The organism is Glutamicibacter protophormiae, assembly GCF_014647495.1.
Lineage (GTDB): Bacteria > Actinomycetota > Actinomycetes > Actinomycetales > Micrococcaceae > Glutamicibacter > Glutamicibacter protophormiae.
The window spans coordinates 323,471-337,897 of the sequence record NZ_BMPH01000003.1; the positions used below are offsets into that span (position 1 = coordinate 323,471).

At 60.2% G+C, this 14,427-nt stretch carries 15 protein-coding genes; 12 read left to right on the plus strand and 3 right to left on the minus strand.

From position 1 onward, the window contains the following. The 3 genes from IEY43_RS05920 (at position 1) to IEY43_RS05930 (ending at position 5,268) form a co-directional block, all read left to right on the plus strand. Positions 1–1,479: a hypothetical protein gene (locus IEY43_RS05920; RefSeq protein WP_188947680.1), complete on the plus strand. Its 1,479-nt coding sequence runs from the start codon at positions 1–3 to the stop codon at positions 1,477–1,479. After that, positions 1,476–4,853 carry a hypothetical protein gene (locus tag IEY43_RS05925; protein ID WP_188947681.1) on the plus strand — a complete coding sequence of 1,126 codons (3,378 nt, stop codon included), beginning with the start codon at positions 1,476–1,478 and terminating at the stop codon, positions 4,851–4,853. The genes IEY43_RS05920 and IEY43_RS05925 overlap by 4 nt, the downstream gene beginning before the upstream one ends. A 76-nt stretch (positions 4,854–4,929) precedes the next feature. Further along, positions 4,930–5,268 (plus strand): hypothetical protein, encoded by a 339-nt coding sequence (locus IEY43_RS05930; RefSeq protein WP_188947682.1) that lies wholly within the window; start codon positions 4,930–4,932, stop codon positions 5,266–5,268. Between the two features lie 17 nt (positions 5,269–5,285). Here the strand turns inward: IEY43_RS05930 and IEY43_RS05935 are convergent, their stop codons facing one another. Next, positions 5,286–6,191: a GT-D fold domain-containing glycosyltransferase gene (locus tag IEY43_RS05935; RefSeq protein ID WP_229777299.1), complete on the minus strand. Its 906-nt coding sequence runs from the start codon at positions 6,189–6,191 to the stop codon at positions 5,286–5,288. Positions 6,192–6,364: 173 nt separating this feature from the next. On the opposite strand from IEY43_RS05935, the gene IEY43_RS05940 reads away from it, so the two are divergent. The 4 genes from IEY43_RS05940 to IEY43_RS05955 all read left to right on the plus strand — a co-directional run bounded on the left by IEY43_RS05940 (position 6,365) and on the right by IEY43_RS05955 (position 8,838). Next, positions 6,365–6,847, plus strand: coding sequence for a hypothetical protein (locus tag IEY43_RS05940; protein WP_188947684.1), 483 nt, complete (start codon positions 6,365–6,367; stop codon positions 6,845–6,847). Continuing rightward, on the plus strand, positions 6,840–7,256 hold the full coding sequence (locus IEY43_RS05945; protein ID WP_188947685.1) for a hypothetical protein: 417 nt from the start codon (positions 6,840–6,842) through the stop codon (positions 7,254–7,256). Before IEY43_RS05940 ends, IEY43_RS05945 begins: the two co-directional genes overlap by 8 nt. A gap of 76 nt (positions 7,257–7,332) precedes the next feature. Next, complete coding sequence (locus IEY43_RS05950) at positions 7,333–8,169, plus strand: M15 family metallopeptidase (RefSeq protein WP_188947686.1); 837 nt, start codon at positions 7,333–7,335, stop codon at positions 8,167–8,169. A gap of 3 nt (positions 8,170–8,172) precedes the next feature. Further along, positions 8,173–8,838, plus strand: coding sequence for a holin (locus IEY43_RS05955; protein WP_188947687.1), 666 nt, complete (start codon positions 8,173–8,175; stop codon positions 8,836–8,838). A gap of 125 nt (positions 8,839–8,963) precedes the next feature. On the opposite strand, the gene IEY43_RS05960 is transcribed toward IEY43_RS05955, so the two are convergent. Beyond that, positions 8,964–9,467 (minus strand): hypothetical protein, encoded by a 504-nt coding sequence (locus IEY43_RS05960; protein WP_188947688.1) that lies wholly within the window; start codon positions 9,465–9,467, stop codon positions 8,964–8,966. A 4-nt stretch (positions 9,468–9,471) separates the two neighbouring features. On the opposite strand from IEY43_RS05960, the gene IEY43_RS05965 reads away from it, so the two are divergent. Then, positions 9,472–9,705 carry a hypothetical protein gene (locus IEY43_RS05965; protein ID WP_188947689.1) on the plus strand — a complete coding sequence of 78 codons (234 nt, stop codon included), beginning with the start codon at positions 9,472–9,474 and terminating at the stop codon, positions 9,703–9,705. 384 nt (positions 9,706–10,089) lie between these two features. Here the strand turns inward: IEY43_RS05965 and IEY43_RS05970 are convergent, their stop codons facing one another. Next, entirely contained in the window at positions 10,090–10,620 is a 531-nt protein-coding gene (locus tag IEY43_RS05970; RefSeq protein WP_229777290.1) for a M23 family metallopeptidase, read from the minus strand. Positions 10,621–11,013: 393 nt separating this feature from the next. Here IEY43_RS05970 and rpsB point away from each other — a divergent pair, with 393 nt between their 5' ends. The 4 genes from rpsB to frr all read left to right on the plus strand — a co-directional run bounded on the left by rpsB (position 11,014) and on the right by frr (position 14,396). Beyond that, on the plus strand, positions 11,014–11,868 hold the full coding sequence (gene rpsB / locus IEY43_RS05975) for a 30S ribosomal protein S2 (RefSeq protein WP_188947690.1): 855 nt from the start codon (positions 11,014–11,016) through the stop codon (positions 11,866–11,868). Positions 11,869–12,009: 141 nt separating this feature from the next. Continuing rightward, the gene (tsf, locus tag IEY43_RS05980; protein WP_188947691.1) at positions 12,010–12,846 is read left to right on the plus strand and encodes a translation elongation factor Ts; all 837 of its coding nucleotides are present in this window, start codon (positions 12,010–12,012) and stop codon (positions 12,844–12,846) included. 192 nt (positions 12,847–13,038) lie between these two features. Next, complete coding sequence (gene pyrH, locus IEY43_RS05985) at positions 13,039–13,761, plus strand: UMP kinase (protein WP_188947692.1); 723 nt, start codon at positions 13,039–13,041, stop codon at positions 13,759–13,761. A 77-nt stretch (positions 13,762–13,838) separates the two neighbouring features. Further along, positions 13,839–14,396 (plus strand): ribosome recycling factor, encoded by a 558-nt coding sequence (gene frr, locus IEY43_RS05990; protein ID WP_188947693.1) that lies wholly within the window; start codon positions 13,839–13,841, stop codon positions 14,394–14,396. Positions 14,397–14,427 lie beyond the last annotated feature (31 nt).

Consider the following 14,427-nt stretch of genomic DNA (forward strand, 5'->3'; position numbering starts at 1 on the left):
ATGGTGTCTGACTGGCGTTTTCATTTGCTGACGCTGCCCGGCGGCGTGTGGGTAGATCGCGATCTGCCGTTGCAGGACGCTCAAGTGGTTACCGCATTGTCAGCCCCTGCGTCGATCAGCGGTCAACTTCCGCTCGGCTACCGGGGAATTGAAACCCCCGGCGGTCAACGGGCTTTGGTGGAGTGGGGTGCTGGGATTGTCGCTGAGCAGGAGGGCCGCGACCCAGTATTCGGGATCGTTGACGAGGTTAGCACCGATGGTGACTGGTTGAACATCAGCGCTGGAGGGTTCACGTCGTATCCGACGGGGATGCCGTGGACCGGCCCGCAGTTCAGCTCCACCCATGTTGATCCCCTCGACGTCGTGCGACTGATCTGGGCCCGGTTGCAATCCTACGAGGACGGAAACCTTGGGGTGGTCGTAGACCCAGTGAAGTCGGGAACCTTCCTGGGGAAACCAGAGGGCAAGGAACTAACCGCCGCGAAGCAGCGCCAAGCGTACATGCAGGAGCAGCTGGACTACACCAAGGAGCAGGCTGAAGGCGACGCGCAGTTGGTGGAGCAGTACGCGACCAAGGCGCTCGCTGCGGCAGGCCTTCCGAAGGGTGGGCTGCTGATCCGACAGACGAGCGCCCCGTCTGGTGATAAGCGGTCGAAGCGGAACCTGTGGTTCAAGGGCAACGCTGACGGACTGACTGGCGGGTACACCTGGGATGGCAAGAAATGGGTGGAGCTGCCGGCAGCGAAGTTCAACTCGGCTAGTGACTGGTTCTTCCAGTGGGTCGAGCAGAAGGAAGTCCTGAAAGATTCGAAGGCGATGCTTTCGAAGACGAAGACCGAGTTCAACGAGGCCAAGTCCAAGGTGTCGGATCGGTCTGATCAAAAAGCGGAACCGTACCAACTGTCCTGGTGGGAGACCCACGACCTCGGGGCGGTGATCTCCGACCTGGCGAAGGAAACCCCGTTCGAATACCGCGAGGAAACCAAGTGGATTGGCGACGACGGCCTGTCACACCGCGTCGTGATTGGCACTCCGGAGTTCGGGGTGCGCCGTGAGGACCTGCGGTTGGAGATCGGCGTGAACGTGACCGCACCGCCGCCGTTGATCGAGTCGGAATACGCCTCCCAGGTGCTGGTGCTCGGCGCTGGCGAAGGCCGATCCATGCTCAACGCTTCGGGGTATGAGGACCGAGGCCGCCTCCGCCGCACAGTAGTCGTTGAACGCAAGGACCTGAACAAGCTGGACCGGGTGCAAGCTCAGGCACGCAAGGAGATCAGTTGGCGGGACGCCGAGTGGTCTTTCGAAAGTTTGTCCCTGGTCGATCATCCGATGTGCCCCTACGGCAGCTTCGACGCGGGTGACTACCTGTATCTGACCGGAGACGCCGGTTGGGCGCAAATAGATCAGTGGGTACGCGTCACTGAAATCGCAGTGGAATGTAAGACAGGAAATCTGAATCTGAAGGTGGTGTCAGCGTGACCAATTTGCGTGACGAGGCGCGTTGGCTGATTGGTGAGATCAGCGAGGCCAAACGCCTGGCTCGTGCCGGCGGCAAGCCACAGCTGGCAAACTCGGCCATTGAGGCAGGCCGGATCGAGGAGTACGACCAGGACGGCACCCTGGTGCAGATCGTGGGGGAGCAACACGACGGCACCCATACCCCGGTCACCGTGAACGGTCCAGTACCGCCTGAGCCGTCGGCGCCCGCGATCACCGCAGGGATCGGCAGTGTGGAGGCTCGCTGGTCCGGGAAGTTCGACAGCGACGCGTTGTCGCCGATGGATTTCTCCCACGTGGCTTTGCATGCTTCCCGCGTGGAGGTCTTCACCCCGTCGAATGAGACGCAGCTGGCCACGATTACTGGCGAGCTTGGGGATGTGGCCGTGGTGTTGCTGGAGCCGGGCGAATGGACGTTCGCTCTGGTGGCGGTGTCGAAGGCTGGCAAGTGGTCGGAAATGTCTGAGACGGTCACAGTGGATGTACCGGATTACCCCTCGCCCGTGGACATCCAAGACGAACTGATCTTGCTTGATGAGAAGTACGACGGCGTCATTACCGAGGCCGGCAACCTCGGCAACCGACTAGATCAAGCTGAGGAAGATCTTACGGCGCACGAGGGGCGGCTAGGCACTGCTGAGCAGCGTGTCACCGAGGCGTTCGTGCAGATCGATGCGGCGGATGGGAAAGCGACCGCCGCGGCGGGAGTGGCATCTGCCGCGCAGTCGAAGGCAGACACCGCTGCCCAGGCAGCAGCTGACGCGGCCGGCATCGCCAATGGCAAGGGCAAGGTACTGGTCCAGTCCACCGCTCCGGGTGCTGCTGATCGTAATGCAGTGACCTTGTGGATCGACACCACCGGCGGAGCGAACACTCCGAAGCGCTGGACTACTGGCACGACGTGGGTGGCGGTGACGGACAAGGCGGCGACCGATGCCGCCGCAGCTGCCGCGCAGGCTGCCCAGGCCGCGGCGAATGCCCAGTCTGCGGCAGGTTCCGCGCAGGCCACTGCCAACAGTGCGCTGACGATGGCCGGCACTAAAGGCAAAGTGTTCTACAGCGCCTCCACCCCGTCCGGCACTGGCACCGCTGAGGGCGACCTGTGGCGGCGTGTGGACGGCTCGAAGAACGTGATCGGTGAGTGGTACTGGTCTGGCTCGGCGTGGGTGTCCTCGCAAATCACTACCTCGGCTATCGCGAACCTCGATGTTGGCAAGTTGACCGTTGGGACGGGAGTTATCGCTGATCTGGTGGCGCAGTCCATCGCGGCCAGCACGGCGGCGTTCCAGACGGTTGATGTAAAGAACCTGTTCGTCACCACCGGCACGATGACCGAAGCGGTCATCAACAAGCTGTGGTCCGATGTGGTCATGTCGCGGAAGATCACCGCGCAGATGGTGGCCATTGGGTCCTTTGAAAACTTGGTCCCGTCGCCGCGATTCGAAATTCCAGAACAGTGGACTTTGGTTGCTGGATCTGCGGCTTCTGCGCCGAGAATCCAAGCAACAGGCGGTCGGAACGACGGACCTCGTATGGCGATACCCAGTCATGCGAACAACAGCACTTCGAATCCTTCTGCGCTGTATTCAGATGGTTTCGTGGTGGAAGAGGACGCGACTTATCGCATGTCGGCGTGGTGGATGACCGGCTTCAACTCCACAGCCCCGATTGCGCGCCTATACGTCCGCTTCTATTCCGGCAGCTCGTATACATCAAAGTTAGTTGCAACAGCAGGAAGCGGATCTCCAAACGTTTGGTCAGTGATCCGCGGGGAATTCACGGTACCGGCAGGTACAGAGTTTGTGAGGGTGGCTGGCGCATCGTCCTCGACCAGCGTCTGGGTCTACATCGACAGCTTCAGCCTGAACCGTATGGATGCAGGTGAACTGACGGTCGATGGGTCGATCAAGGCCACGAAGATCGATACAGAGGATCTAGCCGCAAACACCGGTTTCATCGCGGACCTGACGGCCCGCATCGTCAAGTCCGACATGTTCGTCGGCAAGGAGTTCCAAGGCGGCACTTTCACTGGCTCGGTGTTCCAGACCAGCGGCATCGCCAGCGTTGGGTTGAAGCTCGACAACCAAGGCCTACGCGTCTATGGTGCCGAGGGTGGCGAACCAGTCACAGAAATCCGAGCGAACGGTGGAACGGTCTACTCGATCACCGACCCGGCCACCGGTGACACGCTCGCGTCGCTTGACCGCGACGGCGGGGTCTCCGGGCAAGAGCTGAACATCGCCGGAGATCCGGTGTTCCTCGGCTCTCCGCTGCTCGGGGACACGGTCAACTTCCAGCACCCTTCCGAGTTCGAGACGCCGGGCCTTCTCGATGTTCTACCCCGTGGCATGATCGCCCGAGGATTCCGGAACATCTCAGACCGAACCTCGGTCACGAACCAGGAGATGGAAATCCTGGAATACAACTACGTGCACGAACCGGGTCGTGGCTATCGGATTACCGTGGCGCCATTCTCCGCCTATGTGGGAGGGGGCAACGCCTACGGCTATCTGAACGTCTACGTCACCACAGACGGTACGCGCCCTTCGATGAGCAGCACGCCGACATTCCGTCAGTACGTCCGAAACCAGGCGTCGGGGGCGGAACTCGCCACGTTCGGAGGGGTGTTCTACAACACCGGATACCAGCCTGCTCCGAGGGTGGTCCGCATCATGATCACCATCTCCTCGGAAGGAGGCACGCTGTCCTTCCACCCGAACGCGCTGGCTTCCACGGTCCGCACGTGGGTGGAAGACATGGGCCTGTCGGCACCGGACACCAGCATTGACCGCAACGGCCGCATGGATCTTTCCGTACCAACACCTGTACCGCCTCCGGAACCGCCTCCGGTGCCGAAGGAAAACTATACGCAGGTGTGGAAAGCGACCGGCTATCGTTCCTTCGACGGCAATGGCCGCTACACGTACGCGGACGGGACGAACAAGATCTATCAGGGCACCGCCGGGTACACCGGGATGCTGCGTTCCATGGTCACGTTTGGCACTGGTTCCAAGGGGCAGACGATCGTCCAGGCCCTGTCCGGCGCGAAGATCAACAGCATCAAGGTCACGATGCGGTTCGATCACTGGTGGTCCAGTGCTGGTGGGACGGCGCAGATCATGCTTCATGGATCTGCCAGCCTCACCTCGGTGCCGCCGTCAATGACGTTGGCGGCGACGTCTTCGAAGTGGCCGAAGCCCGGAACCCGCACCGTGTCGATCCCATCCTCACGCTGGGAGGGTTTCAAGAACGGTGATTGGAAGGGTATCGGTTTGGGCAACGGCTCGTCCGGTACCGCCTATTACGGATATGCCAGGGCTTCCTCGGTGTCGCTGGAAATCAAATACACCAAATAATCAGCAACTTGTTGGGGCGGGGGAGTATTGCCCGCCCCAACAACGCGCCTAGCCAATCATTCTTTGGAGACTAAAAATGGCAGAATCATTATTCCTCGCAGCAGCGCGAGCCATGGATGACTTCGCGATCAAGCAGCGGATACGGGCAGCGGTGGCATTCCACGCACAGACTCTTCTTAGTGGCAACGGGAATGAAACGAACTACGCAATTGCTGCACTGCTCAATCCGCAAGCGCTCGACGCGACCATGATGGCGCTGGTACTCGTGGATGAGAGCATCGCGAGCATGATCACCGTTAGCGACGATGGACAGACTTTGGATACTTCGACAGTACCTGATGCCAACATCCTGTCCCGTGTCCAGGCTGCTTGGCCTTTGGTGGCATCGAAATACCCCAGCAACCCGTTAGGGTGACCCGGGCCGACGGGACACTACCGAACGGAAGGGAGGCTCTCGGGTGTTCCGGCACCCTCGAATACTTGTTGCCAGATTGCCGTGATGTGGCCGATATCGAGTGTTTGAATTCCATGGCGTGCCAAACGGTAAGCCAGTAGTGTTCCTGCGGGGCCTAGCGCCGCGAGAACTAGGTCTGGTTTCTCGGCAATGATTGATTCGACTATTGAATCCAGATCGTCAAAGGCATTCGATGCGGGGGCATCAAAACGGGTGATGCTATTGAGCGAACCAAAGAGGTCATCAACCATCGTGAAACGAGACCCCTTGCCGGCAACTAAGAGGGCGTCGCGGCCTTCCCATACGGAGCGCCAGGCTTCAACGGCGGACTGACGATAAGTGCCAAAGAATTCACGTCTCGTCACCTGCGTGTGCCCGAGTCGGGGTTGTTGCTCGACTAGGGGTTTGAGGCGATGCCAGTGGTTCGTCCAGAAGTCAGTCCAAAAGCGGTCTCGCGAGGCTTCAGGGAAAGTGATGAGCAACGGGAGATCCTGCGATCCCATGGCCTCTAAGAGCTCTTCCCGAAGCGCTACCGAGTTTTGCTGGAACTTGATATCGAAGTCAGGGTACAGCGCGAGGCGAAGTTCACCATCCCCGAACCGTGCGAGGCTTAGGCGTTCTTCACGCACGGTTTTCAGCGTATCGAACATGGACAACTGACGATTCCGCATTGTGCTGAATATTTCTTCGCGAAGAGGGTGCAGTGCTGCGTTGCGCAAACCGTCCATTAGACGTGTTTGCGTTTCGACCTGCTTCAATACTGCTGCTGTGTGCGCATTCTGTTCTGTCAGCAAGTTTTTCAAATCCTGGACTTCCGCGAGTAGGGCGGTGACTTCAGGGTTGGGCGCAGGGGCAGCAGGCTTGCGCAAGAAGTTAAATTTCATCACGGGTCGATCTTAGCAATCCGAAACAGCATCATTCAGACGCGTCGTTCGCTGCGACTGAGAGCGGTAGCGGCGGCATTTTATTTTTTGGAAGACATCAACGATCAGGAGGGCTAAATGAGTAGTGATCCGCGGAAGCCGAATTACGTTTTTTCGCATGGGAGGGCGGCCTGATGCCGACGCATGTTTTCAAGCCGACCCGGAACCCGCCCCGCTGGTGGGACCGGCTACTGGTCCACCCCATGGATACGACGGTTGCGGCCGTCGCCGTGCTCTTCGGAGTGCTCGTTGTCCTGTCGCTGATCGTCCCGGACTTCATACCGTCCAAGAGCATGGACAAGATGCCGTGGCCGATCGTCATCCTCGTGTCGGGATTCCTCGGCACCGGGGGATTGCTCGCGCTGACCGGGTTGAACTGGTGGGGTGACAAGGTCTCGACCGGTTGGGCCATGGAACAGCTGGGCTGGTGGATGGCCGCTGGCGGCTTCGCCACCTACGCGCTGTCCGTCTCCTGGCATTACCCGGGCAGTGCTTTCGCTTGGGGCGTGCCACTGGCCCTGGGTATCGGATCAGTGGTGCGGGCGGTGTCGATCATCATGATCGAGCGGTCTGTGCGTCGGACTCTGGCCGAGGTGGAAGGACACCAGCATGAGTGAAACCTCCATTGTCGCGATCATCCTCGGCGTACTAACCCTCGTTGGGTCTGTTGGCGGAGGTTACTGGGGGCATAAGCAATTCCGAAAAGAAGCGCCAGTGCGCAAGCGTGATGCGGATATCGCTGTAGCGGAGAAGTCGCAGCAGATGGCCATGGCCATCGCTGACGATTTGCGGGAGGACTACGGGCGTTTGCGCACGGACCTGAATTCCGAACGCGAGGAGCGGCAGAAGCTGGCCGGCCGGGTGGATTCCTTGGAAACACAGATCCGGGAACAGAACCGGACTATCCAACGGCTGCGCGAAGCGGTCCGGACGTTCAACGCCGCGTGGGATGACCTCACGCACCGTTGGCATCACTACCGGGCATCTGAGCACCCGCCGGCACGCCCGAACATCACCATCGACTGACCGCCGTAAGCGGTCATTAGTTTTGCCCCGTCACAGTCCTTGTGGCGGGGCTTCGTCATACCTAGGAGTTTTCATCATGGCGCTTACTCGCCTCGGCTGGGACGTTCTCGAACCCGGCTCCAACCGACTCACTAACCTCTTCTGGATCACCGGCAAGGTTCGCAACGGGGACGCTCACACGATCCTCAACGAGCTTGGCCGACGCTTCAACTCCGAGGTGGAGGCCATCCGCAAGGACTGGTCTTGGGGTTACGCCAAGCGCCCTGTGCGTGGCGCGTCCGTAGCCTCTGAGCACTCCGCTGGTGTTGCTGTGGACTTCAATGCACCAGCGCACGGCCTTGGGCTGTCTGGCACGTTCTCCGCCGTGCAGGTCAAGGCTATTCGCAAGATCCTTGCCGACCTCGACGGCGCTGTTCGCTGGGGCGGTGACTACGGAGGCCGCAAGGACGAAATGCACTTTGAGCTTCAGGGCGGTGTCGCCAAACTCGCCAAGGTTGCAGCGAAGATCAACGGCGGTATGGGCGACGTGAAGCCCGCAGGTAAGCCGTCGAAGCCGAAGCCAGCAGGCAAACGCCCCACTGATTACAAGGATCTGGAAATCGACGGCAAGTTCGGTTCCGCGTCCGCCGAAGCCGTTCAGATCCTCATGTCCCAGATCGGCCTGTACGAACGCGAGATCGACAAGAAAGCCGGCGAACACACCTGGGCGGCAGTTCAGGAATGGTTGAACGGCCTCGGCTACTACAAGCGAGACGTTGACGGCGACTTCAGCAAGCACTCCGTCATCGCGTTGCAGCAGTTCTTGGCGAAGAAGGGTCACCTCGACACTCGCAAGTGGCTGATCGACGGCAAGTTCGGCGCAGAAACCATCAAGGCGTTCCAACGCTACCTCAACACACAGAATGGGAAGTAGACCATGTTGACCATCAACTTTTGGAAGGGCGCACTCGAACGTGCGGTTAAGTCCTTCTTCCAGACCTTCGTCGCTGTCGTAACCGCCGCTCTGGGCGCGGAAGCAATTGGAGTTTCCGCTGGTCTGTTGGACGTGTCGTGGCTGGACGCTCTGAGCATTGCAGGTCTCACCACGGTGCTATCGCTGGCGACTTCACTCGGCAACGCAGACTTCACCGCAGGACGGGGTGCAATTCCGAACGTGGGGGAAGTGACCCTAGTGCATGACGTTCGCATGGATGAGACCGGCAAGGTTCAGGTAAACACCAGCGCCGAAGACGACGAGCCGACTGCCCAACCGACCTACAACATCCAGGTTCCCGAAGGAATGGACTTTAAGACTGCGGCCGAGAAGCTACGCGCCGAAAAGTATTTTCCACGCTCCATCAAGGACAAGCCAGATATGCGCCGGTTCGTCAGCTTCACCACCGACCCGGATCTAACTGGCGAAGTGGACATCTACGTGAACGGCGAGAAGATCGGCGTTGCGCCAATCTTCAACCAGCGTGTTCTATACAAGCTTCCGGAACTACCAGCCGGTGATAACAAGGTGAGTGCCGTTCACCCCGAACGTGGAGTGCTCTACACCTTCACCTTCGACTCTGAACCCGGCAAGCACGTAGCCGAGTAGCGCTTTGGCGCATCGTTTGAGGAACCCGCAAATTGTCACCATCCTCAAACACCTCTTAAACAGAAACCGCCCCACTGGATCTTCACAGATCTGGTGGGGCGGTTTTCTGCGTTACGAGGAAACTATTAGAAGTCCAACGGGTAGCCCTGTGATTGAGCGTCCTCCAGTGGAATCACCTCGGCTTCGCCAACCAGACCACCGAGATCGATCGTCATGCGAGTGAATTCATCTGGGAGATCATCGCCGGTTACCACCGTGAACTCCTTCACGGCACCTGGATTCGCGACCAACTGTTCAGAATCGAAAGCAGCTTCGTACTTGCTGAACAGCTTTTCATAGGATTTCCACTCTGGGCTATCGACTTTGGCATCGGGGGCGTCGGGCAGTTGATCTTGGACGACTTCCACGAGATCCAGTGTCCCGACAAACAGATATTCTCCACCGTCTTTGTCGTACGCGCGGAATTCATTGGGGAATGCCTCTGCCTGACCTTCGCGGTTATCGATCTTCACGGTCCAGAAAGTGAACTCATCCTCGTAGGTATCGCCCTCTGCCTCAGCCGCTGCCTTGAGAAAAGCTCGCAGCTCGGGACTTGGTTCACCGGCCGCACGGATCTTGCCAAAGGTCATCCCAGTGGCAAAAGCATACTGCGGCACGGAAGACTTTGTGGCTGAACTTGTGGGCAAAGCAGATGAATCTGTCGTCGCAGAGCTCGCCGGTGGAGTCTGGCTTGTGGATTCGTTCGGCGCTGGTGTAGACGACGGTTCGGATCCTCCGGTACAGGAGACAAGGGCCAGGCTCATGGCGAGGGCTGAAGCCGTGATGAGTGACTTCTTCAAGATGGGTACCGCCTTTGGTATTGAGTGATGGTGGGTTGGAAATAACGAGTTCAGTTCGATCATATTGGCGAGGTGGTTCCTGACATACTTGGTTCGGACTTCGTCTACGTGTGCGAAGAGTTTTTTCGGAGCGGCTCGTACCATAATTTGAACCATAATTTTTTCGGAAGTTGTCGGAAATAGCGCTGTGGGGTCAGACTGAATTCGCCGGCATTTCAACGATTTAGCTACAGCCGTAAGTCTCCGGAAATGGATGAGGGCAGCTCATAATCCCTTGGTCGTCGGTTCAAGTCCGTCACTCCCTACCCAAGGAAATCGCCCGGTGATCTGTGCAACAGGTTGCCGGGCGATTTGTCGTTGCGGGGGAAGGTCCGATTTCGACCACACTTTCCCCATATTTTTCTCCGCGCTCCTAGCGCAGCGGCAGGAGGATGGATGGCCGCAAGTCGCGGATGAGCAGCACCGGATCGATGTATTCGCCGTCGAGCCGAACGCCCCAGTGCAGGCAGCGCTGCGAGCAATGCGCTCCGGTGGCCACGGTTCCGACGTTGTCTCCCGCCTCGATCCAGGTGCCGACCGCGAGCTCGCTGCTGACGGGTTCGAGGCTGGTGACGAAGCCCCCACCGTGGTCGATCACGAGCACGGGACGGTCCACCACCGTTGAACGGAAGCTGACTCGTCCCCGGTGCGGCGCCAGCACGCTCGTCCCTTCAGCCGCCCGCAGATCGACTCCCCGATGACCGGCAAGCCACTCCTGTTCGGGTTTGTCGAACGGCGTCAGAATTCCAGGCTCACCAGCCAGCGGCCATTGCCAACCCGGTCGTCCGGTGGCTGTTGCCGGCAACGGGACCTGCACAGCGGTATCGCGCGGCGTGCCAGCGGTGGTCAGCATCGTGAGCAGAAACAGCAACTGGAGCAGCGAGAGCAGGCGAAAAGTTTTCATGGCTCCACACTGCGCCGCCGGGGGCTGGACTGCGCCGGAATCCCCGCCATTTGTGGGCGGCACGGTGGGCGCTACGTCACCTATCCCTCCGGCAAAGCGGGGCCGGTGGGTGTAGTACACTGAAAAGTGCAGTTTTTTGTCAGAGGTGTGTCCAAATTCGGATGTTCCGGACAGGAAATTGACTTCGCGCAAGAAGACCCTTCCCACGCAAGCGGGGAGGCCGTCCGTTCCAGTGGTCCGAGAGAATCGGTGGACGGCGTGCGGAATGCCAAGCATTCCGGGTTCATGCCAGGGCGGATGCTCACCATGTGCATCTGCAACAACCCAAACAACTAGGGCAGTTACCGCGGGCGTTCGTGCGCCCGGTCCGCTACTGCTGAAAGGAGTTGCGACATGCCAGTCGTAACCATGCGAGAGCTGCTGAACAGCGGCGTACACTTCGGCCACCAGACCCGTCGCTGGAACCCGAAGATGAAGCGTTTCATCCTGACCGAGCGCAACGGCATCTACATCATCGACCTGCAGCAGTCGCTGTCGTTCATCGACCGCGCCTACGAGTTCGTGAAGCAGACCGTTGCACACGGCGGCTCGGTGCTGTTCGTTGGCACCAAGAAGCAGGCTCAGGAATCAATTGCCGAGCAGGCTAACCGCGTTGGCCAGCCATACGTGAACCAGCGCTGGCTCGGCGGTATGCTGACCAACTTCCAGACTGTCTCCAAGCGCGTCCAGCGCATGAAGGAACTGGAAGAGATCAACTTCGACGACGTTGCCGGTTCGGGCCACACCAAGAAGGAACTGCTGCTGCTGAAGCGCGAGCTGACCAAGCTGCAGAACAACCTCGGTGGTATCCGCAACCTGACCCGCACCCCGTCGGCCATCTGGATCGTTGACACCAAGAAGGAACACCTGGCAATCGACGAGGCCCAGAAGCTGGGCATCCCTGTTGTCGCCATCCTGGACACCAACTGCGATCCTGACGAAGTCACCTACCCGATCCCGGGTAACGACGACGCCATCCGCTCCGTCAACCTGCTGACCCGCGTTGTTGCCGACGCAGTGGCAGAGGGCCTGATTGCCAAGAACAACAAGGCTGCAGGCAAGACCGAGGGTGCCGCTGAGCCACTGGCTGAGTGGGAGCGCGAGCTGCTCGAGGGCGAGAAGGCCAAGGCTGAAGCCGCTGAGGCTGCAACCGAGGCTCCCGCAGCCACCGAGGCTCCAGAAGCCACTGAGGCTCCAGAAGCCAAGTAGTCACTTCCGTGACTCCCGGAGTTTCCCTTCGGGCACTAGCGTGCTGTGAAGGGACACTCCACACTCTCGTGGGACGGGTTGGGTATCCGACCCGTCCCACGGGCAAACTAACTTGAAACTCCTAGCTGAATGGGATTGCACGTGGCAAACTACACCGCTGCTGATATCAAGGCACTGCGCGAGCGCACCGGCGCCGGCATGATGGACGTTAAGAAGGCTCTGGACGAGGCCAACGGCGACGCCGAGAAGGCCATCGAGATCATCCGCGTCAAGGGCCTGAAGGGCGCTACCAAGCGCGAAGGCCGTTCGACCGCCGAGGGCCTGGTGGCCGCTAAGGTCGACGGCAAGGCCGGCGTCATGATCGAGATCAACTGCGAGACCGACTTCGTTGCCAAGAACGACAAGTTCATCACCCTGGCCAACAAGGTCCTGGACGCAGCTGTCGCCTCGGGCGCAGCCGACGTCGAGACCCTGCTGGCTTTCGAGGTTGACGGCAAGACCGTTGGCGACACCGTCATCGAAGAGGGCGCAATCCTCGGCGAGAAGGTTGTTGTCCGCCGCGTAGCACGCGTCGAGGGCGAGCATGTCGCTGCCTACCTGCACAAGACCAGCAAGGACCTGCCAGCGCAGGTTGGCGTGCTGCTGGCTGTCGATTCCGATTCGGAAGCCGCAGCTGCCGTGGCCCACGACGTGGCCGTGCACACCGCTGCAATGGCACCGACTTACCTGACCCGCGACGAAGTTCCGGCAGAGAAGGTCGCCGACGAGCGCCGCATCGCTGACGAGACCGCCCGCGCCGAGGGCAAGCCAGAGGCCGCTCTGACCAAGATCGTTGAAGGCCGCCTGACCGGCTTCTTCAAGGAGCTTGTCCTGGTCGACCAGGCTTTCGCCAAGGATGCCAAGAAGTCCGTTGGTTCGGTTCTCGAAGAGGCCGGCACCAAGGCTGAGGCCTTCGCTCGTTTCCGCGTAGGCGCCTAAGCTTCACCGCTGAAGGCATTCGCGCGAAATGCGTCCGCGGCCGCTAGCCGGCCGCACTAGAGAAAAGGGAGGTGGGCACCGAGCATACACTCGGTGGCTCACCTCCCTTTTCTCGAGCCCGGATCTCAAGGTAGCTTGGGACTCGGGATAATCCCCTCACCACAGAATTACCAACTGCAGGAGTTAGACCCCATGTCAACCACCCCAGAAACCAAGCGTCGCCGCGTACTGCTCAAGCTCTCGGGAGAAGTTTTCGGCGGCGGCAAGGTGGGCGTCGACCCGAATACCGTACGCGGCATTGCCGAGCAGATCGCCCAGACCGTCGGCGAGGTAGAGGTGGCAATCGTCGTCGGCGGCGGCAACTTCTTCCGCGGCGCCGAGCTGTCGGCTTCCGGCATGGACCGCTCCCGCGCAGACTACATGGGGATGCTCGGCACCGTCATGAACTGCTTGGCCTTGCAGGACTTCCTGGAACAGTGCGGCGTCGAGACCCGCGTGCAGTCGGCCATCGCCATGGCCCAGGTCGCGGAGAACTACATTCCGCGCCGCGCGATCCGCCACATGGAAAAGGACCGCGTGGTCATCTTCGGCGCCGGCGCCGGCCTGCCGTACTTCTCCACCGATACCGTGGCCGCCCAGCGCGCCCTGGAAGTCGACGCCGACGAGGTGCTGATGGCCAAGTCGGGTGTGGACGGCGTGTACACCGCCGATCCGAAGACCGATCCGACCGCGACCAAGATCGACACCCTGACCTACACCGAGGCGCTGGTCAAGAACATCCGCGTGATGGACCAGACCGCCATGACCATGTGCCAGGACAACAAGCTGGACATGCTGGTGTTCGGCATGGAAGGCGAGGGCAATGTCACTCGCGCCATCCGCGGCGAGCGAATCGGCACCACCGTCACCGCATAAGCGGTGAACGTGGCATAGGATTGTTCTAGATTTATTTTCCCTTGGTGGAAACAGCAATGAGTACTTGAGGAGTACCGGTGATTGACGAAACACTGGCGGAAACCGCCGAAAAGATGGACCGCACCATTGAGGCTGCGAAGGAAGACTTCGCGACGATCCGCACCGGTCGTGCCCACCCGGGCATGTTCTCGAAGGTCATGGTCGACTACTACGGCTCGCCAACCCCGCTGCAGCAGCTGGCATCCTTCGCCGTGCCCGAGGCGCGCACCATCACCATTACCCCGTTCGACGTGACCGCCATGCGCGAGATCGAAAAGGCACTGGGTGATCCAGAGGTCGGCGCCAACCCGTCGAGCGATGGCAAGATGATCCGCGTGACCCTGCCGGTGCTGACCGAGGAACGCCGCAAGGAATACGTCAAGCTGGCTCGTTCCAAGGGCGAGGACGCCAAGGTCTCGCTGCGCAGCCACCGCCGCAAGGCCAAGGACGCCATCGACAAGTTCGTCAAGGACGGCGAGATCGGCGAGGACGAAGGCAACCGTGCCGAGAAGGACCTGGACGCCCTGACCAAGAAGCACGTTGACGCGATCGACGAGATTCTGAAGAACAAAGAAGCCGAGCTGCTGGAAGTCTAATGCCGGGCTCGACAGATCACACTGAGGGCAC